Source organism: Streptomyces sp. NPDC003284 (genome assembly GCF_053589675.1).
Window position 1 is genome coordinate 45520 of sequence record NZ_JBSFSI010000017.1, and the last position, 26741, is coordinate 72260.

General features: G+C 74.0%; 19 protein-coding genes and 1 pseudogene. 8 read left to right on the forward strand and 12 right to left on the reverse strand.

The genetic code is table 11. The features are described from left to right. The first annotated feature begins 304 nt into the window (after positions 1-304). From ACWDYF_RS28915 to ACWDYF_RS28925, 3 genes are all read left to right on the forward strand, one after another. Complete coding sequence (locus tag ACWDYF_RS28915; RefSeq protein WP_389471562.1) at positions 305-2503, forward strand: MMPL family transporter; 2199 nt, start codon at positions 305-307, stop codon at positions 2501-2503. A gap of 177 nt (positions 2504-2680) precedes the next feature. Next, positions 2681-3724 (forward strand): phosphotransferase family protein, encoded by a 1044-nt coding sequence (locus ACWDYF_RS28920; RefSeq protein ID WP_389471565.1) that lies wholly within the window; start codon positions 2681-2683, stop codon positions 3722-3724. A gap of 5 nt (positions 3725-3729) precedes the next feature. Continuing rightward, positions 3730-4953 carry an acyl-CoA dehydrogenase family protein gene (locus tag ACWDYF_RS28925; protein ID WP_381738054.1) on the forward strand — a complete coding sequence of 408 codons (1224 nt, stop codon included), beginning with the start codon at positions 3730-3732 and terminating at the stop codon, positions 4951-4953. A gap of 114 nt (positions 4954-5067) precedes the next feature. Here the strand turns inward: ACWDYF_RS28925 and ACWDYF_RS28930 are convergent, their stop codons facing one another. Together ACWDYF_RS28930 and ACWDYF_RS28935 are read right to left on the reverse strand one after the other, a co-directional pair. Continuing rightward, a complete protein-coding gene (locus ACWDYF_RS28930; RefSeq protein ID WP_018570884.1) occupies positions 5068-5412 on the reverse strand; it encodes a DUF6343 family protein in 345 nt (114 codons plus the stop codon). A 219-nt stretch (positions 5413-5631) separates the two neighbouring features. After that, positions 5632-6210, reverse strand: coding sequence for a TetR/AcrR family transcriptional regulator (locus tag ACWDYF_RS28935; protein WP_381738053.1), 579 nt, complete (start codon positions 6208-6210; stop codon positions 5632-5634). Positions 6211-6315: 105 nt separating this feature from the next. Between ACWDYF_RS28935 and ACWDYF_RS28940 the strand changes: the two genes are divergently transcribed. The 3 genes from ACWDYF_RS28940 (at position 6316) to crcB (ACWDYF_RS28950) (ending at position 7943) form a co-directional block, all read left to right on the forward strand. Then, complete coding sequence (locus ACWDYF_RS28940; protein WP_389471571.1) at positions 6316-6885, forward strand: GNAT family N-acetyltransferase; 570 nt, start codon at positions 6316-6318, stop codon at positions 6883-6885. Positions 6886-7033: 148 nt separating this feature from the next. After that, positions 7034-7519 carry a fluoride efflux transporter CrcB gene (crcB, locus tag ACWDYF_RS28945; protein ID WP_389471575.1) on the forward strand — a complete coding sequence of 162 codons (486 nt, stop codon included), beginning with the start codon at positions 7034-7036 and terminating at the stop codon, positions 7517-7519. Between the two features lie 49 nt (positions 7520-7568). Continuing rightward, positions 7569-7943 (forward strand): fluoride efflux transporter CrcB, encoded by a 375-nt coding sequence (gene crcB / locus ACWDYF_RS28950; protein ID WP_389471579.1) that lies wholly within the window; start codon positions 7569-7571, stop codon positions 7941-7943. An 89-nt stretch (positions 7944-8032) separates the two neighbouring features. Here crcB (ACWDYF_RS28950) and ACWDYF_RS28955 read toward each other — a convergent pair whose 3' ends face one another. Beyond that, complete coding sequence (locus tag ACWDYF_RS28955; protein WP_389471581.1) at positions 8033-10456, reverse strand: glycoside hydrolase family 65 protein; 2424 nt, start codon at positions 10454-10456, stop codon at positions 8033-8035. Between the two features lie 276 nt (positions 10457-10732). Further along, positions 10733-11365, reverse strand: coding sequence for a DUF1345 domain-containing protein (locus ACWDYF_RS28960; protein ID WP_389471584.1), 633 nt, complete (start codon positions 11363-11365; stop codon positions 10733-10735). Positions 11366-11640: 275 nt separating this feature from the next. Between ACWDYF_RS28960 and ACWDYF_RS28965 the strand changes: the two genes are divergently transcribed. Next, entirely contained in the window at positions 11641-12621 is a 981-nt protein-coding gene (locus ACWDYF_RS28965; protein ID WP_389471737.1) for a S41 family peptidase, read from the forward strand. Between the two features lie 129 nt (positions 12622-12750). Here ACWDYF_RS28965 and ACWDYF_RS28970 read toward each other — a convergent pair whose 3' ends face one another. From ACWDYF_RS28970 to ACWDYF_RS28985, 4 genes are all read right to left on the reverse strand, one after another. After that, the gene (locus ACWDYF_RS28970; protein WP_389471586.1) at positions 12751-13983 is read right to left on the reverse strand and encodes an MFS transporter; all 1233 of its coding nucleotides are present in this window, start codon (positions 13981-13983) and stop codon (positions 12751-12753) included. 2 nt (positions 13984-13985) lie between these two features. Beyond that, complete coding sequence (locus ACWDYF_RS28975; protein ID WP_389471589.1) at positions 13986-14597, reverse strand: winged helix-turn-helix domain-containing protein; 612 nt, start codon at positions 14595-14597, stop codon at positions 13986-13988. 49 nt (positions 14598-14646) lie between these two features. Beyond that, entirely contained in the window at positions 14647-15312 is a 666-nt protein-coding gene (locus ACWDYF_RS28980) for an SGNH/GDSL hydrolase family protein (protein WP_389471592.1), read from the reverse strand. Between the two features lie 101 nt (positions 15313-15413). Further along, entirely contained in the window at positions 15414-16997 is a 1584-nt protein-coding gene (locus ACWDYF_RS28985; RefSeq protein ID WP_389471595.1) for an FAD-dependent oxidoreductase, read from the reverse strand. Positions 16998-17189: 192 nt separating this feature from the next. Between ACWDYF_RS28985 and ACWDYF_RS28990 the strand changes: the two genes are divergently transcribed. Continuing rightward, the gene (locus tag ACWDYF_RS28990) at positions 17190-20459 is read left to right on the forward strand and encodes a BTAD domain-containing putative transcriptional regulator (protein WP_389471597.1); all 3270 of its coding nucleotides are present in this window, start codon (positions 17190-17192) and stop codon (positions 20457-20459) included. A gap of 48 nt (positions 20460-20507) precedes the next feature. Here ACWDYF_RS28990 and ACWDYF_RS28995 read toward each other — a convergent pair whose 3' ends face one another. The 4 genes and pseudogenes from ACWDYF_RS28995 to ACWDYF_RS29010 all read right to left on the reverse strand — a co-directional run. Continuing rightward, positions 20508-21425 (reverse strand): DUF6891 domain-containing protein, encoded by a 918-nt coding sequence (locus tag ACWDYF_RS28995; RefSeq protein ID WP_389471599.1) that lies wholly within the window; start codon positions 21423-21425, stop codon positions 20508-20510. A gap of 88 nt (positions 21426-21513) precedes the next feature. After that, complete coding sequence (locus ACWDYF_RS29000) at positions 21514-24123, reverse strand: YfhO family protein (protein ID WP_389471603.1); 2610 nt, start codon at positions 24121-24123, stop codon at positions 21514-21516. Positions 24124-24270: 147 nt separating this feature from the next. After that, entirely contained in the window at positions 24271-25692 is a 1422-nt protein-coding gene (locus tag ACWDYF_RS29005; RefSeq protein WP_451584312.1) for a polysialyltransferase family glycosyltransferase, read from the reverse strand. A gap of 669 nt (positions 25693-26361) precedes the next feature. Next, a pseudogene (locus ACWDYF_RS29010) lies at positions 26362-26694 on the reverse strand (glycosyltransferase family 2 protein); the annotation flags it as partial. Positions 26695-26741: the final 47 nt, after the last annotated feature.

The window sequence follows — 26741 nt, forward strand, 5'->3', positions numbered from 1 at the left end:
CACCGGTGTCTGCTGTCCCCCGCTCGCCCATTGTCGCAGCGGGCCGCGCCGCCGGGCTCCGACCTGCGGCCGAGACCGGACCGGGACCAGGGTCCTGGTCCGGCACCCGGGCGGTCCCGGGGCCCCCTGCCGCTTCTCATCCCGCGCTCGGACGATCTCCGCACATTCCGGTGATTCGCTGGAAGGGCACTGTCCGAGAACGTCCCGAACGGGAGCCCCCGTGATTCGCGCCCTGACCGGATTCTCCACGAGAAATCCATGGAAAGTCATCACCCTATGGGTACTGCTGGGAATAGGACTGACCATGGTGGGTCAGGCTCTGATGTACCGCGTCACCGAGAGTCAGCTGGGTGACTTCCTGCCCGACAAGTACGACTCGGCGGCGGCCCTGCACATCGCCGAGGACAAGTTCGGGATCAAACCGGACGCCAACTCCGTGATCATGCTGGTCAAGCGGGACGACGGCAAGCCGCTCGGGGCGGCCGACCAGCGGCACGCCGAGGCGGTGGCCGCGGCGCTCGGCAGGCAGCGGGTGGCCATGCCGGAATCGGAGGACGCGCCGCCTTTCCTGGCGAAGGACTATTCGCAGACGCCGAAGATCGCCCCGGGTACGGTCGCACCGCACCGTACTTTCGTGCTCTTCTCGGTCGGACTCTCCGGAAATTCGACCGACCCGGGTCTTCAGAATGTCTTCAAGGAATTCCGGAAGAGCGCTTCCGGCCGGTACGCGCAGGACGGGCTGCGCACCGGATTCACCGGCGGACTGGCCGACACCGTCGACAGCCAGGACGCGGAGAAGACGACGAGCACGGTGGCCGGCGTGCTCACCGTCGCGCTGATCGTGCTGCTGAACGTCCTGGTGTTCCGCAGTGTCTTCGCGGCGCTGCTGCCGCTGCTGGCGGTCGCCATCGTCGGCGGGGCCGCCTCGGGTGCCGTGGTCGGCGCGGCCCTGCTCAGCGGGATCCGGCTGGACCCGAGCACACCACAGCTGATCAGCGTGGTGCTGCTGGGCATCGGCATCGACTACTTCCTGTTCCTGCTGTTCCGCTTCCGTGAACGGCTGCGCGCCCAGCCGGACCGTGCGCCGCGCGAGATCGCGGGCGAGGTCACGGGCCGGGTGGGTTCCGCGATCACCTCGGCCGCGCTGACCATCGTGGCCGCCTTCGCCACCCTGGGCATCGCGAGCTTCGGGCAGTTCCGGGTGCTGGGCCCGGCCATCGCGATCTCCGTCCTGGTGATGCTGCTGGCCAGCCTGACCTTCATGCCCGCCCTGCTGGCGGTCACCGGCCGGAAGATGTTCTGGCCCTCGCGCGCCCTGAAGCGCGCGCCGCGCGAGGGCACGGCCGGGCGCTTCGGCGCCGCCGTCGCCCGCCGCCCGCTGGCCGTCGCGGCCGGTGCCGTCGTCCTGCTGGGCGCACTGGCCGCCGGGACGATCGGCATGAAGATGGACTACGGCACCGGCAGCGGCGGCGGTGACACCCCGGCCGCCGCCACCGCGGCCGAGATCTCCCGCGCCCTGCCCGCGGGCGTGTCCGACCCGACCGACGTCTACGTCACCAGGGACGGCGGCGCCCTCGACCGGCGCGGCGTGGACGCCCTGGCCACGGCGCTCGGCCGCACCGAGGGGGTGGGCCAGGTGAGCCCCGCCGTCTATGACAAGAGCGGCGACGCGGCCCGGATCAGCCTCTACCTGACCGCCGACCCGCAGAGCCAGAAGGCGCGCGACCTGGTGTCCGGCCCGGTGCGGGCGGCCGTCGCCGCGCACACGCCCGCGGGCGCCGAGGCCCATGTCGGTGGCACCGCGGCGATCTTCGCGGACATCTCCACCGCCGTCTCCGAGGACCTCGAACTGGTCTTCCCCGTGGCCGCCGCGCTCATCGCACTGATCCTGCTCGTCCTGCTGCGCAGCGTGCTGGCGCCCGCGGTGCTGATGATCTCCGTCGGGCTCGGCTTCGCCGCCACGCTCGGCGCCTCGACCCTGGTGTTCCAGCATCTGCGCGGCGAGCCCGGTGTCGCCTTCACCCTGCCGCTGGTGCTCTTCCTGTTCGTGGTGGCGCTGGGCACCGACTACAACATCCTCATCAGCGACCGCGTACGGGAGGAGATGGAGCGGCCCGGACCGGCCCGTGCGGCGGTGGCCCGCGCCGTGCGGCACACGGCTCCGGCCGTGGCCACCGCGGGGCTGGTGCTGGCCGGTTCCTTCGGCAGCCTCGCGGTGAACCCGGACGCGGGCACCCAGCAGATCGGCTTCGCGACGGCCCTCGGCATCCTGCTGTCGGCGTTCGTCCTGTCGATCGCGCTGGTCCCGGCGCTCGCCGCGCTGCTCGGCCGCTCCCTGTGGTGGCCCGTCCGCCCGCGCCGCGCCGCCCGGCCGCGGCCGTCCTCCCCGTACGAGCCCGACGAGCGCCCCGGTCCGGGGGCGGGGCAGCCGTTCGGCCACCGGCCCGGGGTCCCGGGCCAGGACCCCGCACCCGGCCCGTACGACCACATCGGCACGAACTGACCGACGCGCCGCCTGCCCAGGACCGCCGCCGCTGCCCAGCGGCGGCGGTCCTCGTCGGCTTCCGCAGCCCCCGTCCCGAGACGCCGATCACTTTCCCCGGATGTGGTCTGGACTACATACCGACTAGTCAGCATGATGGTCGGGATCCGATGCCGACCCCGCCCCCAGGAGCGCTGGATGAGCCCCGACCACCCGCCCGGACTCGATCTCGACCGGCTGCGCGACCTGCTCGACCGCGAGCGCCCCGGCCTGGTACGGGGCCCCCTGACCGGCCGGCTGATCGAGGGCGGCCGGTCCAACCTGACGTACACCGTCTCCGACGGCACCGGCCGCTGGGTCGTACGGCGCCCGCCGCTCGGGCATGTGCTGGCCACCGCGCACGACATGCGGCGCGAGCACCGGGTGATCAGCGCGCTGCGGCCGACGGACGTGCCGGTGCCGGGCACCGTGCTGCTGTGCGAGGACGAGGAGGTGCTGGGCGCGCCGTTCTATGTGATGGAGTTCGTCGAGGGCACCCCGTACCGCACGGCCGGCCAGCTCGCCCCGCTCGGCCCGGAGCGCACCCGTGACGCGGTGCTGTCCCTGGTCGACACGCTCGTCGCGCTGCACGCGGTAGACCCCGCCGAGGTGGGCCTCGCCGACTTCGGGCGGCCGGAGGGCTTCCTGGACCGGCAGCTGCGCCGCTGGGGCAAGCAGCTCGACGCCTCCCGCGACCGCGACCTGCCCGGCATCGACGAGCTGCACGCCGCCCTCGGACGCGAGCTGCCCGCCTCCCCCGCGCCTACCGTGGTGCACGGCGACTACCGCCTGGACAACGCGCTGATCGGGCCGGACGACCGGATCCGGGCCGTCCTCGACTGGGAGATGTCCACGCTCGGCGACCCGCTCACCGACCTGGGCCTGCTGGTCATGTACTGCACTCCGCTGGGCATGCCGGACTCCCCCGTGTCCACCACCGCCGAGGCGCCGGGCCACCCCTCGCCCGCCGAGCTGATCGCGCGGTACGCCGCGCGCTCGGGACGCGATGTGACCGCCGTCTCCTGGTACACCGCGTTCGCCTGGTTCAAGCTCGCGGTGATCCTGGAGGGCATCCACTACCGGTACACGCTCGGCCGGACGGTCGGCGGCGGCTTCGACCGCATCGGCGACCTCGTCCCCGTCTTCATCCAGCACGGCCTGACCACGTTGCACGACGGCCCCCAGGGCCTCCAGGAGGGCTGATCCCCATGGACTTCGCGTTCGACGCGCGCACCGAGGAACTGCGCGCCCGGCTCCTCGCCTTCATGGACGAGTACGTGTACCCGGCCGAGGAGACCGCGCACGAGCAGCGCGCCCGCCTCGCCTCGCCGTGGGAGAACCCCCCGGTGGTGGAGGAGCTGAAGGCCGAGGCGCGGCGGCAGGGCCTGTGGAACCTGTTCCTGCCGGACGCCGAGCACGGCGCCGGTCTGACCAACCTCCAGTACGCCCCGCTGGCCGAGATCACCGGCCGCTCGCCGCAACTGGCGCCCACCGCGACCAACTGCGCCGCGCCGGACACGGGCAACATGGAGGTGCTCGCGCAGTTCGGCGACGAACGGCAGCGGAAGCAGTGGCTCCAGCCGCTGCTGGCGGGCGAGATCCGCTCGGCGTTCGCGATGACCGAGCCGGAGGTGGCCTCCTCGGACGCCACCAACATCACCACGCACATCGAGCGGGCGGACGACGGCTCGGACGAGTACGTGATCACCGGCCGCAAGTGGTACATCTCCGGGGCGATGCACCCCGACTGCAAGATCTTCATCGTGATGGGCAAGACGGACCCGGACGGCGCGGACGTGCGCCGCCAGCAGTCCATGGTGCTGGTGCCGCGCGACACACCGGGCGTCACCGTGCGGCGGGCCATGCAGGTCTTCGGGTACGAGGACCACTACCACGGCGGGCACGCCGAGGTGGTCTTCGACCACGCGCGCGTCCCGGTGTCGAACCTCGTCGGCGAGGAGGGCGGCGGCTTCGCCATCGCCCAGGCCCGGCTGGGTCCGGGCCGGATCCACCACTGCATGCGGCTGATCGGCATGGCCGAGCGCGCCATCGAGCTGATGTGCCGCCGGGCGGTCTCCCGTACGGCGTTCGGCAAGGCGCTGGCCCAGCAGGGCGTGGTGCAGAACTGGATCGCGGACGCCCGGGTCCAGGTCGAGCAGTTGCGGCTGCTGGTGCTGAAGACGGCCTGGCTGATGGACACGGTCGGCAACAAGGGCGCCCACACCGAGATCCAGGCCATCAAGATCGCCACCCCGCGCGCGGTGGTCGGCATCCTGGACCGGGCGATCCAGCTCCACGGCGCGGGCGGGGTCAGCCAGGACTTCCCGCTGGCCGAGCTGTACGCGGGCGCGCGCACCCTGATGCTCGCCGACGGTCCCGACGAGGTGCACCAGCGCTCGCTGGCGCGGCGGGAGCTGAAGCAGTACCTGTAGGCGCGCCGCCGGTGCGGGACCACCGTCCCGCACCGGGTCCGCGCCGTCGCGCGCGGGCCGCCGCCGTCCTCCCGTGCCGGGGCCCTGCTCCCGGGCGCGCGCCCGGGAGCCGCCTCAGCGTCCGGACGGCACCGCGCCCCGTTCGCGCCGCAGCCGGCGGACGACGACCGCCACGTCGGCCGCGGCCAGCAGCGCGAGCACCGCGCAGACGGCGGCGGCGATGACGAGCGGGCCGCGGGCCGGGTTCTCGCCCGGCACGGCCTGTGCCGCCCATACCGCGAAGAAGGCGGCGGCCCCGGCGAACAGCGGCAGGAAGACCCCCGAGAGAAGCAGCCGCAGTCCCAGGGGGCTCTGCGCGGTCATCGGCTCGGTGCCGGTCCGGGGGTGTCTGCGGCCGAACGCGCCGGAGCGCGCACGCGGCACCGGCTCCCTCCCGCGTTCCGGGTCGTTCTGGCTCATGGCACCTGTCTCCTCCGCCCCCGGCCGCCGCCTGCGCTTCGGCACGCTCACGGCCGGTTCGCGGCCGTGTCGCGGTGGGTCCGCGGGGCTCGTGGCGGGTCCGCGGGGCTCGTGGTGGATTTGTCCCGGGCCGCGTAGCCCGTGTGCGCGGAGGTAAACCGTGTGCCGGGCAGCAGGAGCCCCGGTCCATCCGGCAGGGGTGGCCCGCCCGGTGCCGCGTCAGCCGTCGAGCAGGGCCAGGTGATGGCGGACGGCGGCGCTCGCGCGGGGCTCGTCGTCGGTGGCGAGGAGATCGAGCAGGGCACCGCGGAGCACCGCGAGCGCCAGGGTCCTGCGGGTGGTGCCGGGCCCGGTGTCCCGCTCGGCGGGCGGCTGGCAGGCGGCGAGCACCGCGAGCCAGTCCTCGACGGTGGCGCGGGCGAACCCGGCCCACGGCCCGTCCGGCTCGACCAGGGAGCGGGCGTACGCCTCGGCCCACAGCCGCAGCAGCGGGCGGTGCCCGGCGGCGGCGAGCCAGGCCCAGACCCGCTCGGTGGCCGCGGTCAGGCCGATGGGTCCGCCGGGGCCGCGCAGGGGGTCCAGGATCGCCAGTTCGTCCGCGCGGGCGCGCGCCAGCAGGGCCCGTACGAGACCGTCCTTGCTGCCGAAGAGGAACAGCAGGACCCGGGGGCTGGAACCGATGGCCGTGGCCAGCGGGCGCAGCGACAGGTCTGCCAGACCGTGTGCGAGGACGTACCGGTAGGCGGCCTCCAGCAGCTCGGTCTGGCGTGCGGAGGGGGCTGCCGCTGACGGGGACATGGGGCTAGCCTAGCGGTACTGAAACAGTCGTGTCAGTGCCCGGCGGGAAGCGGTGGTCCGCCCTGCCGCCGGGCGCGGACGACGGAGCCACCGGAGGGACACGCCATGTCGGAGCAGCGCGGAGAGGCCGTGATCGCGCGGCCCGGGGACCGGCCGCGGATCACCGTGCGGCGCGCCGACCGTCCCGGCGACCTGGGCTGGACGGTGATGGTCCACGGCGAGGTCTACGCCCGGCAGTTCGGCTGGAACACCGACTTCGAGGCCCTGGTCGCCGGGATCGTCGCCGCGTACGCGGCGGGGCACGACCCGGACCGCGAGGCGGGCTGGATCGCCGAGGCCGAAGGGGAGCGGGTGGGCTGTGTCTTCCTGGTCGCCGGTGACACACCGGAGGTGGCACGGCTGCGCATCCTGCTCGTCACCGAGGCCGCCCGGGGGCTGGGCGCGGGCGGCCGCCTGGTCGGGACCTGTCTGGAGTTCGCCCGCGAGGCCGGCTACCGGCGGGTCACGCTGTGGACCAACGACGTGCTGGAGTCCGCGCGCCGGATCTACCAGGGGTACGGTTTCACGCTCGCCGACGAGGAGCCCCATCACAGCTTCGGCCGGGACCTCGTCGGGCAGAACTGGACGCTCGACCTGGCCCCGGGCCCGCGCACGGCCCCTCCGGGCACACGGTAGGCTGGCCGTGCGGCGCACCCGGAGTGCGTCGCGCGGCGGTGGGGCCCGCCGCACCCAACCGCGGCGACGGCGCCGCCAACGGTCCCTGCTTGCGACTTCAGTGTGCCCGGGGACGTGCCGGGCGCCGTGCGAGTAGGAGAACCCGCGTATGGAAGAGGCTCGACCTCAGGTGCTTGGTGAACCCATCGACCCCGATGTCGAACTGCACGGGCCCACCCCGCGGCGCGAGCCGTTCGCCGGGCAGGGACCCGTCGTGGCGGTGGTCGCGGCGGGCGGCGCGATCGGCGCGATGGCCCGTTACGGCGCCGGACTCCTGTGGCCCACGACCGACGGCACGTTTCCCCTGACGACGTTCCTGGTGAACGTGATCGGCTGCGGTGTCATCGGCGTCTTCATGGTGCTGATCACCGATGTCTGGGCCGCGCACCGGCTCGTCCGGCCGTTCTTCGGCACCGGCGTGCTGGGCGGCTTCACCACCTTCTCCACCTACGCGGTCGACATCCAGCGCCTCGTCGACCAGGGCCGCGCCGCCACGGGTCTCGTCTACCTGGCCGCGACCATGCTGGCGGCGCTGGCGTCGGTGTGGACCACGGCGAACCTGACCCGCCGGGTGATCGAGTGGAGGACGCGATGACCGGCCCGACCGTCACCGCGGCCGCCGTCCGCTCCGAGGGGGAGAACGCGTGAACTGGCTACTCGTCGTGCTCGGCGCCGTGGTCGGCGCCCCGATGCGCTATCTGACCGACCGCGCGGTGCAGTCCCGGCACGACACCGTGTTCCCCTGGGGCACCTTCACCGTCAACATGGTCGGCTGCCTCACCCTCGGCCTGATCACCGGCGCGGTCCTCGCGGGCGGTGCCTCCTCCGAGGTCCAGCTCCTGCTGGGCACCGGACTGTGCGGGGCGCTCACCACCTACTCGACCCTGTCGTACGAGACCCTGCGGCTGGCGGAGGAGGGCGCGCGCTTCTTCGCCGCGGCCAACGCGGTCGCGAGCATCGTCGGCGGTCTCGGCGCGGCCTTCACCGGGGCGGCGCTCGCCCAGGCGATCTGGGCCTGACCTCGTCCGCTGCCTGCTGTCCCCTGAGGGCCCGCGCCGGTCCGGCCTCGCGGGCCCGGTCTCGTCGGACCGGTCTCAGCGGACCGGTCTCAGCGGTCGTCGTCGGTCAGGAGGATGCGGCAGGTCTCGCCCGGTTCGACGCCGAGGGCGCGGTCGGGCAGGCGTACGTCGATCGGGGCGCAGACGGAACGGGGCACGGCGATCTCCATGCGGCCGTGCTCCATCCGCAGCCGTACGCCCCAGTGGCCCCGATAGCGCAGGGTGAGACCGTAGGAGGACAGCTCGGGCAGCGGGACCGGGTCGAGCCACAGCGCGTCCTCGCGGGTCTCCAGGCCGGTCAGTCCGCGCTGCACGAGGTCCAGGGTGCCCGCCATGGCGCCCAGGTGGATGCCCTCGCCGGTGGTGCCGCCCTGCACATCGGCGATGTCTCCGCGCAGCGCCTCGCGGACGAACCCCCACGCGTCGGCGCGGCGGGCGCGGGCCAGGATCCAGCCGTGCACCAGACCGCTGAGGGTGGAGCCGTGGCTGGTGCGGGCCAGGTAGTAGTCGACGGTACGGGTCCACAGGTCCTCGTCGAGCCGGTGCCCCAGCCTGCCGAACAGGGACCGCAGTTCGGCGGGGGCGAAGAGATGGCCGAGCATCAGCGCGTCGGCCTGCTTGGACGCCTTGTAGCGGTTGGCGGTGTCGCCCTCGGCCTCCAGGATCCGGTCCAGGCGGCGGATGTCGCCGTAGCGGCGGCGGTAGCCGGCCCAGTCGAGTTCGGCGAGGTCCGCGTACCCCTCGAACTGGCTGATGACGCCGTCGTGGAAGGGCACGTACAGGGTGCGGGACACCTCCTCCCACCGCTCGGGCTCGCCGTCCTCCATCCGCAGGTGCGCGAGGAGTTCGCGGCGGCGCGGTTCGGGCAGGGTGCGCAGGGTGTCCAGGGCGCGGGCGAGGACCCAGGCGGCGGTGACATTGGTGTAGGCGTTGTCGTCCAGGCCCGGCCGGTCCGCGTCCGGGTAGGCGTCGTGGTATTCGTCGGGGCCCATCACGCCGAGGATGCGGTGCCGTCCCAGCCGGGCGTCCCAGGTGGCCGAGTCCGCCCAGAACCGGGCGATCTGGAGCAGCGTCTCGGCACCCTCGGTGTGCAGGAACTCGGTGTCCCCGCTGGCCTGGGCGTACTGCCACACGTTGTAGGCGACGGCGGAGCCGACATGCCGCTGGAGGTGCGAGTGGTCGGGCAGCCAGCGCCCCGAACGGGGGTTGAGGTGCAGGCGCTGGGTCTCCTCCCGGCCGTCGCTGCCGCTCTGCCACGGGTACATCGCCCCGCGGCGGCCCACCGCGCGCGCCGCCGCGCAGGCCGGTCCGAGCCGCCGGTGGCGGTAGCGCAGCAGGGCCCGGGAGACCTCGGGGAAGTGCAGGTTCAGGAAGGGCAGTACGAACAGTTCGTCCCAGAAGACATGGCCGCGGTAGGCCTCGCCGTGCAGCCCCCGGGCGGGCACGCCGACGTCCAGGTCGGCGGTGTGCGGGGAGAGGGTCTGGAGGACGTGGAAGAGGTGCAGGCGCAGAATGCGTCCGGCCTCCGCGGGCACGTCGATGTCGGCGCGGCGCCACACCTGCTCCCAGGCCGCGCGGTGTTCCTCCAGCAGCGCGGCGAAGCCGGGTGCCGCGCGCACCCGGTCGACGGCGGCGTGCACCGGGTCGCCGATGGCCGGGTCGCGGGAGGTGTGCAGCGCGGCGGTCTTGTCGACGGTGGCGGTACGGCCGGGCGCCAGCCGCAGCCGCAGTTCCTGCACCGCGCGCAGGTGCTCGTGCCGGCCGGGGACCGGGGCGGCGGGCCCGTCGCAGGCCAGCCGGGTCGCCGTGCCGATACGGATGTCCGAGGTGCGGGTGCGGCAGCGCAGCCAGACGGTGTCCGGCGCCGCCGTGCCGGTGTGCACATGGGTGAGGTGCCGCCCGGCCAGGTCCCGGTAGCGGGGTACGCCCGCGTTGGTGACACCGCCGTCGATGGCCGCCTCGATCTCGACGTCCGCCGTGAACCCCTCGGCGGTGAACTCGGTGCGCAGGGCGGCGAGATACGGGTCCCCCATGTGCACGATGCGCTGCTGGCGCACGGTCAGCGAGCGCCCGGACCCGAGCCCGTACCGGGTACGGCGTTCCAGCAGCCCGGCGTCGAGACGGAGGACCTGCCGGTGGTCGAGGACCGTGGCGGTGTCCGGGGTCAGCCAGGAGCCGCCCGCCAGGCGGAAGCGCAGCGGCAGCCAGTTGGGGACGTTGACCATGTCCTCGTTCTCGACGTGCTCGACGTGCTCGACGTGCCCGATGTGCCCGGCCTCGCGGCCCGTCACCCGGGAGACGAGCCGGTTGTAGCACCCGGCCACATAGGTGCCCGGGTAGTGCACGGCGTCCGCGGCGCACTCCGGGAGCGCTCCGCGGGTGGCGAAGCGGCCGTTGCCGAGGGTGCACAGCGCCTCCCTGAGGCGCTCGTGCTCCGGTTCGTAGCCGTCGTAGGCCCAGGTCAGCGCCTGCATCTCAGCATCACAGCGTCTTCGTCACAGCGTTCTCGTCATGGTCGATCACAGCGTTGGCGTCGTGGCCGCCGGTGGCCGGGGCGGCGCGGGTGCGTCCGCGCGTCCGCTCCACGGCCATGGTCGCAGCCGGGCGGCACGGCCGCGAGCGGGGAGCCGGGGGACGGTGTGCGGGAGACCGGTCACATGGTTCCCGGCTCCTCGGTGGGACCGGTGACACCGAACGGGCGCGCGGGTCCGTGCCGGACAGCTGACGTGCCCCGCTCCGCCGCGGCGGGCTCAGCGCGTGACGATGCCCGCGACGAGGTTGATCGCCGTGGCGAGAATGCTGGTGCCGAAGACGTACGACAGCAGGCAGTGCCGCAGCACCATGGCCCGGATCGCCGTGCTCGACACTCCGGTGTCGGAGACCTGGTAGGTCATGCCGAGGTTGTAGCTGAAATAGAAGAAGTCCCGGTACGCCGGTGGCTGCGGGGAATTGAAGTCGATCCCCCGGGTGGACTCCGGGTAGTAGAGGAACGCGTAGCGGGTGGCGTACATGAGGTGCAGCGCGGCCCAGGCCATGAACACACCGCCGAGCGCGGTCGCGGCGTGCACGGGATCGGAATTGCCGAGCAGCAGCACCGCGATACCCGCCAGACCGCACACGGCCGCCGCGACCACGACGAGTTCCTCGGCGACCGGCCGCAGGTCCTCGCGCCGTGCGTGCACATGAGTCTCCTCGGCGTCCATGGGCCACAGCACGATCCACCCGGTCACCACGAAGAACGTCTCCGTCGCGGTGATTCCCGCCAGCACACCGAGCGGTGCGTCCGTCGGCACGGCGACCGCCGCCCCGATCAGCACTCCGGCGACCACCGCGCAGACGAGACGCGGGATCGCGGAGAAGAAGAGCGGAAACCGTCTGCTCATACGCCATAACGGTAGCGGTTTCCCCGGTGTGCGGCTTCCGGAGTCGCACCGCCTTCCGGCCCGCGCTCCCACCGCCGGACGCCGGTTCTCCACAGGCTCGAACGGCGGACGATCACCGGCGTTAGGGTGCCTTCCAGGACCGGGACCTGTGCGTCCCGGGCATCTGGCCGTGTGGCCGTGCGGTCATGGGGTCGTTCGGGGCATCAGGGGGGGACGGAATGGGGCGAGGACGTTCACCGCGGGTACCGGCGTGGGCCGTCCTGCTCGCGGTCGTCATGGCGGCGACGGCGTGCACCGGCGGCGGTGCGCGTGACTCGGCCGAAGGCGACATGGCGCCCGCGGCGCGGACGTATCTGTCGAAGGCGCTGGACATCATGGAGGAGCACTCGCTCCGCCGTCACCAGGTCGACTGGGCCGCCCTGCGCCGCAGCGCGTTCGCACAGGCACACGGCGCGCGCGGACCGGCGGACACCTACGAGGCGATCGAGGTGGCGTTGAGCCGTCTGGGCGACCGGCACAGCCAGTTCTGGGATCCGGCGCAGGCCAAGGACCAACTGGATCCCTCCGCGACGCCCGTCGAGATACCCCGGGGCCGTTCGCTCGGGCACGGCGTCGGCTATCTCGCCCTGCCCGGCGTGGACGGCGCCCAGAAGACGTACGACACATATGTGCGGCAGGGCCGCGACGCCGTGGCGAGGACGGACCGGGCGGGAGTCTGCGGCTGGGTGGTGGATCTGAGAGGGGCGACGGGCGGCGGGATGTGGCCGGTCCTCGCGGTCGCCGGACCGGTCCTGGGCGACGGCACGGTGGGCGCCTTCGTGGACGCCGACGGGAAGAAGTCCGTGTGGTCGGTCGAGAACGGCTCCCCGTACCAGGACGGCACCTCGGCCGGCTGGGGCGCCGCGAAGCCCCTCGCCCAGACCATGCCGCCGGTCGCGGTACTGACCGGAGGGGCGACACGCAGCGCGGGCGAGGCGGTCGTGGTGGCCTTCCACGGGCGCCCGCACACCCGCTTCTTCGGCGAACCGACCCAGGGCCTCCCGACGGGGAACGCGTCGTATCCCCTTCCCGACGGCGCGCTGCTCCTCCTCACCGGAGCCCGGGAGGCGGACCGGGCCGGCCGCGTGTACGACGGGCCGATCCCGCCGGACGAGGAGGTCGTCAAGGATCCCCGTCCGGTGGCCCGCGACCGTGACGACGTCCTGGACGCGGCCCGCGCCTGGCTGCTCACCCAAGAAGGCTGCCGCAGCTCATGATCCGACCGCCGGAGCCGGGCCACCGGGCCCGGCGCTCCCGGGGGGCGGCGGCACGGCGCTCGCGGGCGCGCGGACCTGGGCCGCCCGGACGACCGGCGAGGTCATGCGCGCACGCTTGGTGAGGTCCCGTCAGGGACTCGTCGTGACGGGGTCGGGATGTGGTCCTCCGGTCGCCCGGCGAGCGGTACGGGTGGCCAGGTAGAGCGCCGCGGCCGATGTGAGCACCGCCATCAGGACGAGCATGACGCGGTAGTCGACGAGCGCGACCAGAGCGGCTCCGACGGCGATCGCCACGGTCTGCGGCAGACCGATCAGTACGCCCAGCGCGGCGTCGGTCCGCCCCATCAGGTGGGCGGGCGTGCGCCGTTGGAGGAGGGTGGTGCCGCCCGCGATGATCCAGGGCAGGCCCGTCCCCATGAGCACCGTGCCGGGCACGACCGCGGGCAGAGCCGGGACGGCGGTCAGGAGGAACCCGGCGGCGGAGAGGACGAGACCGAACACCACCGTCCGGGTCTCCCCCGCGCGCCGCATGAGCATCGCGGCACCCGCCCCGGCCACCACGGCACCCGCGGCCTGTGTCGCCCCCAGCACCCCGACGAAGGCAGGCGGGCGGCCCAGCCCGGAGTCGACCACCGCGAAGAGCACCGACTGCGAGAACCCGAAGGCGACGACCGCGATCATCGTGGCGACGGTGAACCGGCGCAGGGCGGCAGTCCCCACGATGTGCCGGAATCCGGCGGCGAGACGGGCCCCGGCTCCCTGCCCTTCCGCCTCGGGCCCGGAGGGTCGCGGCCCGTTCTCCCGGAGGCGGATCAGGGCCACCAGCAGGGCCACGAGAGCGAAGGTCACGGCGTCGCCCACCACCAGCGGCGCCAGACCGGACGCGGACAGCACACCCGCCCCCAGGAGCGGCGCGATCAGGCGTACTCCCTGGAGCAGCGTCTGGAGAAGGCCGTTGGCATCACCCAGGCGCTCGGGCGGGATCAGCGCCTGGGTGAGCGCGGTCATGGCCGAGCCGGAGGTGCCGCTGGCCAGTCCGTACAGGACCATGACGGCGTAGCAGATCCAGATGCCGTGGCGATCGTGCACCAGCAGCAACGGCAGCACCAGCGCCATCGAGAACAGGTTCAGGGCGATCAGCAGCGGCGCGCGGCGCGACCGGTCCACCAGAGCACCGCACAGAGGTGCGCCCAAGGTGCCGAGGACGAAGGCGAAGAAGGTGAGACCGGCGGCCGAGTCGCTGCCGGTGAGTTCCTTGACACGGACGCCGAGAGCGATCCACAAGGCGTTGCTCCCCGCCATGTCGATCAGCCGGGCCAGCATGAGCAGCAGGATGTCACGGCGGACGAGCAGGGCGCGCACGGTCAGTCCTCCAGCGGGCGCAGGGCGTCGGCGGGGAACGTGAACTGGATCAGCTCCATCGGGACGGCGCCTTCGGGGCGCAGCGAGGGATCGTCGAGCCGCTCGCGGTAGCGGTGGAGAAGCGCGGTCATCTCTTCCAGGAAGGACTCGGCTTCCTCCGGGGTGAGGTGGAAGACCGCGTCGGCGGAGCTGGTGATCCTGCTCCAGTCCCCGGAGAACCCGGCCCGCATCGCACCGATCCTGCGGATCCGCTCCAGCCACGACTCCCAGAGCACCGCGCCGAGCGCGGCGGCGGCGGTCGTGGTCTCGGCGTCGCCGGCGTCGGCCGCGTCCTCGAAGCGGAAGCCGATGTGGGTGCGCCGCCAGGGGCGGCTGCGCCCCGCGCCGCCTCCCGCTTCCTCGACGAAGCCGTACTTCGCCAGCGTACGCAGATGGAAGGCGCAGTTGGTCGGGGACTCGCCCACCATCCGGGCGGCCTCGGTCGCGGTCAGCGGCTCGCGGCGGCCGAGCGCTTCGAGCAGGGCCAGGCGCGTGGGATGGGCGAGGGCGCGCATGGCCTTCGGCTCGGTGAGGTCGCGGGGTTCGCGGGGAGTGGCGCCCGTTTCGAAAGACATGTTTCGAGACTCTACGCTCGAAACATGTCTTTCGAAAGAGTCCGGAAGGTCAGGCGACCAGCCGCAGCCACGCCTCCGTGAGGGCGGCGTGGCCCGCCGGGGTCGGGTGGATGCCGTCGGCGGCCCAGTGCGCCGGGCCGGTCACCGCGGCGAGCTGGGCGAACATGCCGTCGGCGGCGAGCAGTCGGGCGCCGTGGCGGTGGGCGAGGTCGCGGACGGCCTGGATCTTGGGGTCCAGGTCGGCGCGCCACTGCTTCCACTCGTCCGGGCCGATGTGGTGTTCGGCGTCGATGTCCAGGCTGTCGCTGTAGGGCAGGAGGAAGGGTTCGACGAGGATCAGTCCGGTGCCGCGCTCGGCCAGCGGCGCGAGCAGGCGGTCGTAGCCGGCCGCGAAGTCCTCGACGGGGATCACGTGGCCCTCCGGGTCGAGGGTGTGCCAGCCGACGTCGTTGATGCCGACGAGGACCGACACCACGTCGGGACGGGCGTCGAGCACGTCGGTCTGCCAACGGGCCTCCAGGTCACTCACCTTGTGGCCGCCGATCCCGGAGTTCAGCCAGGTCACGGGCCGGTCCGGGTGCCGCAGGCCCCACTGCCCCGCGATGTGCAGGGGGTAGCCGGACCCGAGGCCGTCCTCGCTCGCCGACCGTCCGCTGTCGGTGATGGAGTCGCCGGTGAACATCACGGTGGTTCCCGGGCGCAGGGTGATCGTCATGTGTGCTCCTTGAGATGCGGATCGAGATGCGGGTCGAGATGCGGGTGAGGGGGAGAGGCAGGTCTTCGCGGGGTGCCGTCGCAGGGCGGCCGCCGCTTCTCCTAGCGGCCGAACCACCGCTCGGCGGCCTGCTCGAACGGTCGCAGGTCGGCGTCGCGGCCGCCCGCGCAGGCGACGAAGCCGTCCGGGCGGACGAGCAAGGCGCCCAGGCCGAGGTCGTTCTTCGCCGTGCCCGCCGCGTAGCGCAGTCGGCTCGGCCGGCCGGTGGCCGTGCCGCGCAGGCGGCGGTCGGGGCTGAGGTCGAGCAGGACACCTCGGCCGTCCCGCAGCAGCTCGCCGAGGCGGGTGCCGTCGTCGAGGCGGAGGTCGGGGGCGCTGCGGCCGGTCAGCGGGTGGTCGCCGCCGAGGTCGTAGCGGATCGACGTCCCGGACAGCTTCCCGAACATGTGGGTCGTCCCGTCGCGGGTCGCGAGCAGGTCGGCCAGCATCCCGCGCAGCGCGCGGCCGTGCTCGTCCGGCCGCATCGCCGCGACCTGGGCGCGCGAGCGGTCGAGCACGTCGGCGGCCACGGGGTGCCGTTCGCGGGTGTAGGTGTCGAGGAGCCCGTCGGGCGCGTGTCCGTGCACGGTCGCCGCGAGTTTCCACCCGAGGTTCATGGCGTCGCCGATGCCGAGGTTGAGTCCCTGGCCGCCGAGGGGTGAGTGGATGTGCGCCGCGTCGCCGGCGAGCAGGACGCGCCCGAGCCGGTGGGTCGTCGTCTGCATCGCCCGGTCGGTGTACGTCGAGACGAGCGAGACGCCGTTCAGCGTCACATCGGTGCCGGACACGCGGCGCAGCACGGACTGGAGATGGCCGGGGGCCGGCTGCCGCGAGCGGTCGAAGGCGCCGCCGTCGAAGTCCATCATGCCGATGTGCCCCTCGGCGGGCATCCGGAGGTACATGCCGGTCGGCGTCTGCTGGAACCCGGGGCTCAGCAGATCGGGTTCGGCGATGTCCGCGAGCATGACGTAGCCGGTGAACTGCGGTGCTGAGCCGGTGAATTCGAAGCCCGCGAGTCCGCGCACCGTGCTGCGTCCGCCGTCGCAGCCGACGAGCCAGCGCGCCGGGTACGCCTGTCCGCCGGCTCGCGCGACCACGCGCTCGTCGTCCTGTTCGACGCCGTCCACGGTGACGCCGCGCCGGATCTCCGCACCGAGCAGGGACGCCCGCTCGGACAGCAGCGCCTCGACCGCTTCGAGACAGGTCATGACGCCGTCCCCGGCCGGGCCGGGCAGCCGGTACGGCAGGGCGGCGAGGTCGACCCGGGCCGGATCGAGCACGATGCCCGCGAAATGGCCCACCGCGCGCGGAGGGGACGGTTCGTCCGCGTCCGCGTCCGTGTCCGTGCCTGTGTCTGTGTCCGCGTTCGTGTCCGCGTTCATGTGCGTGCCCGCGTTCCTGTCCGTGCCGGGTCCCGGGCCGTCCTTCGGGCCCGATGCCGCACGGAGCGCGGGCAGCATCCCCCGGCGGTAGAACGCCTCGACCGATCCGGCGGACAGACCCCGCATGCCGAGCGGTTCGGCCCGCCACGGCGAGCCGGGCGCCGGCTCCCGCTCCAGGACCAGGACCGAGCAGCCCGCGAGACCGAGTTCGCCGGCCAGGAACAGCCCGACCGGACCACCGCCCACGATCACCACGTCATGCACGACAACCACCTCCCCGAAGCCGTTTCCCGCACGGCTTCCGCACGCCTGGGCCACGGTCCCTCCGCGGCCTCCCCGCGTCCCGGCAAGACTGGCGCGGGCCGCTCACACGGGGCGCACACGCCGCTGACACGTGGGCAGGCAGCGCCCCCGCGCCGTGAGCGGACCCGGTCAGCCGTGTGCGAGGATCGGGGAATGGACGGGGGTGCACGGCTTCGGGTCACACTGCTCGGCGCCTGCCAGGTGTCCCGTGACGACACCGTCCTGCCGGTACCGGGCGCCCGGTTGCGGGCCCTGGCCGTACGGCTGGCCCTCGCCGGTGGGCACCCGGTCGGACAGCGCGGCCTCATCGAGGCGATCTGGGCCGAGGAACCGCCCACGGACCCGGCCCACGCGCTCCAGGCCCTCGTCTCGCGGCTGCGCCGGACCCTCGGTTCGGCCGACGCCGTCACCCCGCACGCGGGCGGCTACCGGCTCGCCGTGGACCCGGCCGACGTGGACGCGCTGCGGTTCGAGCGGCTCGCCGCCGAGGGCCGCGACCGGCTGCGCGCCGCCGATCCGCGGTCCGCGGCGGCGGTGCTCGGCGAGGCCGTGGCGCTGTGGGGCGACCACCCCGGCACCGAACCCCCGGCCGTCTCGGCGGTGGCACCCCCCGTCGCGGCCCGGCTGGCCCATGCCTCGGCCGAGGCCGTCACCGACCTCGCCGACGCCGAACTGGCCCTCGGCAGCGCCGACATGGCCGCCGCCCGGCTGGCCCCGCTGCTGGCCGAACACCCCCTCCACGAGCACGCCGCCGCGCTGCTCATGGACGCGCTCGCCGCCCAGGGCCGCCGGGCCGAGGCCCTCGCCCTGTACGAGCGGGTCCGCGAGCAGTTGGCCGACACCCTCGGCACCGACCCCGGCGCCGCCCTGAGCGCACGCCATCTGAGTCTGCTGCGCGCCGAGCGGCCCGCCCCCGGTGCCACGCGGGTCCGGCGGGACAACCTGCCCGCGCCGCTGACCAGTTTCCTCGGCCGGGACGACGACCTCGCCCGGATCGACGCGCTGCTCACCGCCGGACGCCTGGTGACGGTGCTCGGTCCCGGCGGGGCCGGCAAGACGCGCCTGGCCGTCGAGGCGGCCCGCCGCCACCGGCACGAGTACCGCGACGGCGTCCGGCTGATCGACCTCGCCTCCGTCACCGAGCCCGCCAAGACCGGCGCGGCGCTGCTGGCCTCGATCGGGCTGCGCGGCTCGGCGCTCTTCGACGCCCCGGCCGGGCTGCGCGGCACACCGGCCGACGAAGTGGACGTACTGGCCGACCAGTTGGGCGGACACGAGGTCCTGCTCGTGGTGGACAACTGCGAGCACCTGGTCGACGCCGTGGCCCGTCTGATCACGGCCCTGCTGGCCCGCTGCGCCGCACTGCGGGTGCTGGCCACGAGCCGGGAACCGCTGGCGGTCGACGGCGAGGCGCTGGTCCCGCTCGGCCCGCTCGCCCTGCCGGAGCCGGACGCGGCGCTCGACCGGGCCCGCCGTACGGCGTCGGTGCGCCTGTTCACCGAGCGGGCGGCGGCCGTACGGCCCGGATTCGGTGTCGACGAGCACAACCTCGCCGAGGTGCTGCGCGTCGTGCGCGGCCTGGACGGCATGCCGCTCGCCCTCGAACTGGCCGCGGCCCGCCTGCGCACACTCCCGCTGACCGGCCTGGCCGCCGGGCTGTCGGACCGGTTCCGCCTGCTCACCACCGGCAGCCGGACCGCGCTCCCCCGGCACCGCACCCTGCGCGCGGTCATCGCCTGGAGCTGGGACCTGCTCGACCCGGACGCCCGCACGGTCGCGGAGCGGATCTCCGTCCTGCCCGGCGGCGTCACGGCGGCCTCGGCCACCGCGCTCTGCGAGGGCACCGCGGTGCCCGCCGCCGACGTCCCGGAACTGCTCGCGGACCTGGTCGACCGGTCGCTGCTGCACCTCGCACCCGACACCGGCCGCCACCGGATGCTGGAGACCATCCGCGAGTACGGCCTGGAGCGCCTGGCCGAGCAGGGCGCGCTGCCCGGCGTACGGGACCGGGCCGCCCGCCACTTCGCCGCGCTGGTCGCCCACCACGACCCGCTGCTGCGCGGTCCCGGCCAGCTCCCCGCGCTGCACGCGCTGCACGCCGAGTACGACAACGTGCTCGCCGCCCTGCGCCACCTCTGCGACAGCGCCGACACCGGCGCGCTCGCCCTCGCGGTGGACCTGATCTGGTACTGGCAGCTGCTCGGCCGCCACCGTGACGCCGCCCACTGGCTCGGCGAGGCGGTCGCGCTGCCCGCCGGACGGCCGAGCCTGACCCGCGACATCGCCGAGGGGCTGCTCGCGCTCAACATCTCCGCCACCCGGGGCGCGTCGGCCGACGACTGGTTCGAGGAGCGGCGCGACGGACTGCGGGCACTCAACCGCCGGTTGCTGGACCATCCCCGGCTGCCGGGCCCGAGCGGGGTGCTGACCGCGGTCTGGCTGGCCTCCCTCACCGGCACCGAGGTACCGCCGGGCGTCCTCCAGCGGCTCGTCGAGGGGCCCGATGTGTGGGCGGCCGGTATGGCGTGCCTGGTCCGGGCCCAGTTCGCCGAGAACGACGGCCGGCTGGACCGGGCCCGGGGTGATCTGCGCGTCGCGCTGGAGTGCTTCACCCGGGCGGGCGACCGCTGGGGCCTGGCCAGGGCACTGCCGTTGCGCGCGCTGGTGCGGCAGTACGACGGCGATCTCGACGGCGCGCTGGCCGATGTGACCGAGGCCAAGCGGCTGGCCCGCGAGTTCGGTTCGCTCGGCCTCAGCGACGAGATCTTCGTCGATCTGCGCCTGGCCGATCTGCGGGTGCGGCTCGGTGAGAGCGCGCGAGCCGCCGAGACGATCGCCGCGGCCCGGGAGCGCGCGCTGCGCTCGTCGACGCCCGAGACGGTGATCCTGCTCGACGCGCGGGAAGCCGCGCTGCGGACGCGGACCGGCGAGCTGGTCCGGGCGCGCGAGCTGGTCGAGTCGGTCGAGGCCGGACTGTCCACGCATGTCCTGTTCGACGGCGACCAGGGGCAGGCGCTGGCCGGGACGGTGCGGGGCGCGCTCTGTCTCGAACTCGGTGACGCGGCGGGCGCACGGGACGCGTTGGTGCGGGCGCACACCGCCGCGGTCGGCAGCGGCGACATGCCGATGGCGGCGTCGGTCGCGGTGGCCGTGGCCGGCCTCGCCGCGCTGCACGGGAACCACCGCGAGGCCGCCGTCCTGCTCGGCGCGGCCGCCCGGCTGCGCGGCGCCCATGACCGCACCGACCCGCAGGTCCGCGCGCTGAGCGAGCGCGGCCGGGCCGCACTCGGCGACGAGCGTTTCACCGAGGCGTACGGCCACGGCCGACGGCTGGACACGGCGGCCGCCCTGGTCCGGACCGATCCGGCGCGGCTGCGCGGAGCGCCGCCGCCGCTGCCGCACGACGCCGGGCACTCGGGCTGACGGTCACGGTGACTGCGACGCCGCCCGGCGCCGGGCGACCGGCGCCCGTCAGCCCACCAGGCGTCGGCGCCAGTCGAGCGCGGTGAGCTGGACGGCCCGGCCCGGATCGCCGTCCCAGGCGGTGGTCAGTCCGACGGCGTCGAGCGCGGCCACCACTTCGTGTCCGACCGCCGCGGTGGTCTCCTCCGAGCCGTCGAAGCCGCCGTACAGAAGCATCAGCCCGCGGCCGACGGCGGCGGAGTCGGTGCACTGGGTGTGGAAGTAGACGAAGCCGCGCGCGCCGGGCGCCGCCTCGGCGCCGATCTCCGCGTTGCCGCAGGAGCGGCAGCAGGTGAAGTTCTCCCGGGCGGTGATCCCGGCGGCCTCCAGCGCGGTGAAGGCGCGGGTGAGCCGCTCGGGGTCGGTCTCGCCCTGCCAGCGGGCCTGCTCCTCGACGCGTTCCCGCCACAGCCGGTCGGCCAGCTCCCGCGCCTGCTCGCGCGAGAGGGGCCGTCGGTCCTCGGTGACCAGGTACTCCTCGGCGACCTCGGCCAGTTCCTCGCGGGAGGCGTAGCCGCCGACCAGCACCTCGCGGACCCGCTGCTCCAGTTCGGCGCGCTCGTCCGCGCCGAGGGCGAGCGGCGGGACGTCCCGCGCGGGTCCCATGTCGAGCAGGCGCCACTCCAGTCCCGCGTCCCAGCCGGTCTGTCGGCGGGCCCAGCCGGTCAGCGCCGCCGACACGGCTTCGGGACGGCCGGTCAGGGCCTGGAAGTGCCGGTCGGCGGCGCCGTCGCGGTGTTCCAGCGTGTAGTCGCCACCGGCCTCGTGCCAGACCTGGACGAAGACGTCGGGCAGGTCGGGTATCCGCTGGACGACCAGGAACCGGTCGCCGTCACCGCCGACGCGCCGCACCAGCGCGGCCAGTTCCCCGGCGGACACACGGAGGTGCCGCTCCTGGTTCTCCGTCTTCACCACGATCTCAAGCATGCGCAGACTCTGGCACACCCCACTGACAACGCCCCACTGACAACGTCCCGCTGACACGGTCCCGCTGACGAACTACCCGGTGGCGGCGTCACACCGCCGGTGGCGGGGCGGGCCTCTCCTGCCTGCGGCGGGTGCGCCGGTACCAGAGCGCGGTCGCCACGAGTCCGGCCAGGGCGGCCGCTCCGACCGCTGCGCCCTTGCGCAGGCCGGGCGGCCGGAAGTCGCAGCGCACGGAACCGGCCGTGCCGTCCAGGGGCACCGCGATCAGGCCGAGATAGGCGGCGGCGGGGCGCTCGGGGCCGTCACCGGCCGAGCACCTCCAGCCCTTGATCCGCGGAATCGCGAGGACCGCCGTGCCGGTGCTGCCGGCCGGTATCCGGGCGGTGACGGAGTGCCCGCCCACCTGGACACGGGTGGCACCGGTGGCGCTCAACTGCTTCACGGCCCGCTCCAGCCGGGCGGGGACGAGACAGCCGATCGGCTGCTCCGGCAGGTCCAGCCATCCGGTGTGACGCAGTTCGACCCGGACCTTTCCGGAGGCCGGTACGACCCCGATGCTCCGCAGCGGGGGCCGCACGGCGGGCAGCTTTCCGGCGAACGCCACCGGCCGGCCGCCGTCCAGGGTCGCGGTGCCGTTGAACGTCAGCGCCGAGAGGTAGGCCCGGCTGCCGGGCGTGCAGGTGGTGGTGAGCGTGACCGAGCCCTTTGCGGTGCGGGTCCTCGTGGTCGGGGCCGGTGGATCGTAGACACGGGCGCCGAGCAGCATCTCCTGGTTGGCGAAGACGGAGGCGCCGAAGCGTGCGGTGCCGTCCGGCAGGCGCAACCGGGGGCGGACGGTGACCAGCGGCGGTACGGCGGTGGTGGTGGCCCGCGGCACCTGGCCGGGCCCTCCCGCCGGATCCCCGGCCAGGCGGATGCGCGTACCGACGGAGAACAGGGCGTCGGTCACGGGGTTGTCCAGGCTGACCAGGCGCCGGCCCTTGGCGAAGTAGCCGTAGCCCAGCGAGGTCAGCGTGTCCTCGGTGATCTGCGCGGTCAGGCTGCTGTAGTAGCCGCCGCTCTGGCCGCCGACGACCATCGGGTCGTTGCGTCCGGGGTCCTCGCCGGGGTCGGTGCGCGAGTGCGGCCAGTCGTCGGCGTCGGCGACGGCGTCCGCCACGGCCCGCTCCTGCCCGCCCAGCCGTGGCGACCAGGATCTGTGCCGCAGTTCCAGTTGCGCGACCCGCATCCCGGCCACGGCCGTCTCGCCCGCCTGGGCGGTCACCAGGAGGGCGACGGCCAGCACCGGCAGGACCCGGGCTCCCGCGCCGCCTCCCCGCAGCCGGGGTGCGACGAGCGCGGCGCCCGCGGCGAGGACGGCCAGGAGCAGGGCGACGGCGAACACCGGGTACGACCACCGGTCGACGGCGTAGGTGCCCCGTGCCGCCAGGGCGAGGGCGGCCAGGACCGCCAGGCCCGCGGCGAGCGCGGCCGGCCGGGGCAGGCCGTCCGCGGTGGACAGCCAGGCCGCGATCAGCAGCAGGCCGCAGAGCACGAACGCCTGGCGGTCGGGGACGCCGTTGGGCTCGGCGCCCGCGTGCCAGAGCAGGTGGGTGGGCCGCCAGTGCAGCGAGAGCGCGACGAGGCAGATCGCGGCCGGCCAGCCGAACCGTGTCCGGGCCGCCAGACCACGGTGGAACGGCATGGCCAGCGCCAGCGCGAGTGCCGGGGTGCCGATGTACAGCGCGGGTGACTCCGTGCTGCTGGTGGCGGGCAGCAGCCGGGCGAAGACGTCCGGCCAGGCGGCCGGGGAGAAGGTCACCGGCGGAGTGGGGTGGGCGGTCTTGGTGGCCGAGTAGATCACCAGGACCAGCGGGGCGGCGAGCCCGACGCCGATCAGCACGCTCCGGGCGGCGTGCAGCACGGCGGACGGCCGACGGCGGTCCTTGTCGTCGGTGAGCAGCCGGACCAGCAGGAAGACGGCGGCGCCGATGGTGGCCATGTAGGCGGTGTAGAAGTTCGACACCCAGGCCAGCCCCACGACGAGCGGCCCCAGCACGGGGCGCCGCGCGCCGCGCGCCCACTCGCCGACCAGGCACAGCAGCGGGAACGCGAGCAGTCCGTCCAGCCACATCGGTACGTAGGCGCCGTTGTCGAGCGTCCAGCCGCACAGCGCGTACGCCGACCCCAGCAGCGCCGCCACCGGCCACGGGCCGCGGCGCAGTCGCAGCAGGAGCACCGCCATCGCCGCCCCGGCCGCGGTGATCTTCGCCGTGGTGATGAAGTAGAGGGCCAGCTCGACGCGGTCGGCCGGGAACAGCACCACCATCAGGTCGAAGGGGCTGCTCAGATAGGTGCCGACGTCACCGAGGAAGTTCGAGCCGTAACCGGAGCCCCAGTTCATGAACAGGTCGCCGTCGGCGCCGCCGAGCAGCACCGTGCGCCAGTAGGCGTGGAAGGGCACGTACTGGGTGCCCATGTCGACGACGTTGCGGCTGTGCGGGCCCAGCGGATAGCTGCCCGCGAGCAGATTCCCCAGGCAGAACACCACGCACGACAGGACACCGGCGCCGAGGGCCGCGCGCAGCGGGACGCTGTCGCGCGACCGGTCGGCCAGTGCCCGGAGCCGGGCGGGGAGACCGGCGCGCCCGCCGGATCCGGTTTCGCGGTCGTCGTCGGGTGCCGGACGGCCGGACGAGGGTCTGACGGTGACGGACACGGTTCCTCTCCTCGGGAATCTGGTACGGGCCCTCGCGTACGGAAGGCGGAACGTCCGTGTGCACGGAAGGCGGAGCGTCCGTCGCGGAGCCTCGGGGTGTCCGGGCGCCTGCCGGGGACGGACGGCAGGCGCCGCCGGGACGGGTGGTCAGGACCGGGACGCCGCCTCGCGCAGGCCGCGCGGGAGTACCTGCCGCAGCGGGGCGCGCCGTTTGCGGCCGCCGGGCAGTTCCAGTTCGGTCAGCCGCTCGGTGTCGAAGTACGCGGCGCACGGCGCCTCCTGGACCGCGCCCGCGTCTTCCGCGGCCTGCGACAGCACGCGCACGGCGCGCGGCCGCAGCCAGGGGTACCGGGCGGGCTGCATGCCGTACCCGACCGCTTCCAGCAGCGGCTGGAGGGTGGCCGGGTCCTCGGGCGGCCGGGGAGCGGCACCGGCTTCGAGACCGGGGACGACGCGGTCGACGATCACCAGCGGCACGCGGTTGCTGTTCTCGTAGGGTGCGAGCCGCCGCAGTACCGTCCCGGTACCGACGCGGGCGGTGGGGATGCCGTGGTAGACCGCGGCGGTGAGCAGCGCGGTGGAGAAGCAGCCGACCACCAGTTCCAGCGGGAGGTGGTCGTAGAAGACCTCGGCGAGCAGTGTCCCGCCGAGTTCCGTCAGGCGCACTCCGGCCCTGTCGGCCTCGCGCCGCAGGGCCTCGCCGTAGCGGACCGGCGCGGTGGGGTGCGGCTTGAAGGCGACCGACCGGTGACCGGCCTCGGCGGCGGCGCGCAGCATCCGCACATGCAGGTCCTCTTCCTCCTCGGCGGTGAGGATGTCCAGGGCGGCCAGGTACTGGCCGAGCAGCAGCGCGGTCGGCGCGGCCTCGGCGGCCCGCGCGACCTCGGCGTCGCCGGACGCGGCCCGGGACAGCTCGGACAGCACCGCGCGGAAGGCGTCGTCCGGGACGAGTTCGGCCTCGACACCGAACTCCGAGAGCAGCAGCGGGCGCAGGCCCGGCACCAGGTCCAGGTGCAGCAGCCGCTGGACCCGTACCGCGATGGAGTGCGGCGGCTCGTCGCGGGTCGGGCCGTAGCTCATCAGGCCGTCGGCGTACACGTGCACCGGGGCGCCCGCGAACACGGCGGCGAGGCTTCTGGCCGGGCTGACCTGGATCGACTCCACCACGAGCGTCACCGGTCCGGTGCCGAGCCGCCACCGGGTGCGCAGCACCCGCTCCCACAGCGGCACGTCGTCCGGGCGCGGCTGCCAGCCGCCCGGGTGGTGCGGGGCGATGGCCTCGTTCCAGTCCTCCACCTGGTCGAAGCGGGCGGCGATCTCCTGAAAGCCCGTCATGTCGCTCATGTGCGGCGCCACTTCGGGGACGGCCGCGTTGTTGGTGAGCAGCAGCACGCGCCGGGCCCGGTCGGCGGGTCCGAACCGGCCGGCGTCCAGGGCCGCGGCCAGCGTGGCGGCGCCGTACAGCGTGGACGCCTGGAAGATCTGCACCGGCGTCGTGCCGTCGGTGCGGCCGGCCGGGGCGGGGACGCCCGTGTCGGCGGGGGTGGCCGCGGTGCGCGGCGCGCGCAGGACCGGGGGCGGGACCACCACGGCGGCGGCACGGTCCGGACGGGACTCCCCTGTGTCGCGCAGTCGGCGCAGCAGCGTGCCGCGGGCGGGGTCCATGGTCGCCAGGGTCTCGTCGAGGACCTGCCGGGGCATCCGGTGCAGCGCGGCCGTCGACTCGGCCTTGAGCTGTCTGGCCACCTGGCTCTCGTACTGGTCGGACTTGTTCATGTGGAAGGCGATCATCGCGCAGTAGGTGCGGACCGCCTTCGGTATGAAGCGGTCCCCCTCGGGATCGTCGGCCAGCTCGCGCAGGACGGTGTCGTAGGCGGGGATGAAGTCCAGCTGGCGGGTGTCGGAGATCTGGGTGAGCGACGTTCCGACGCCCCGCCGGTAGAAGGCTCCGTGCAGGTCGAGCGCCGCGTAGCTGCGGGCGCGCAGATGCAGGCGCCATACCCACAGGCGGTCCTCGGCGGTGCGCAGCCGCGTCTCGAACCGCCCCTCGCCGTCGGCGAACAGCCGGGAGCTGTAGATGCCGAACGGGACGAAGGGGTAGTCCACCATCGTGGACAGGTGCGCGGGCGCGATGCCGTCGCGCGGGTCCATCACGACGTCCCGCAGCCGGGCCGGGGCGTACCGGATCTGCCGCTTCCGGCCGGTGGCCAGCACATGGTCGGTGCGGGCGAAGTCGCATCCGAGCCGGGACATGCCGTCCACCAGGGCGCGCAGATGTCCGGGGGCGTACCAGTCGTCCCCGTCCAGGAACGTCACATGGTCGCCGGTCGCCTCGTCGAGTCCGGTGTTGCGGGCCTGCGCCACTCCCTGGTTGGTCTCGTGGTGGATGACGCGCGCGTTCGGCACCTTGCCGATCATGTCCTCGATGATCTGTCCGGTGCGGTCGGTCGAGCAGTCGTCGATCAGCAGGAACTCGAACTCCGGGTCCGCGTTGGCGGCCAGACTGCGCATCGTTTCCGCGACATACGCCTCGACGTTGTGGCACGGGACGATGACGGAAAGTGTGGACATGTACGAGCCCCCCAGGGGATTTCATTCCAGGAACCTGCGCATGCTAT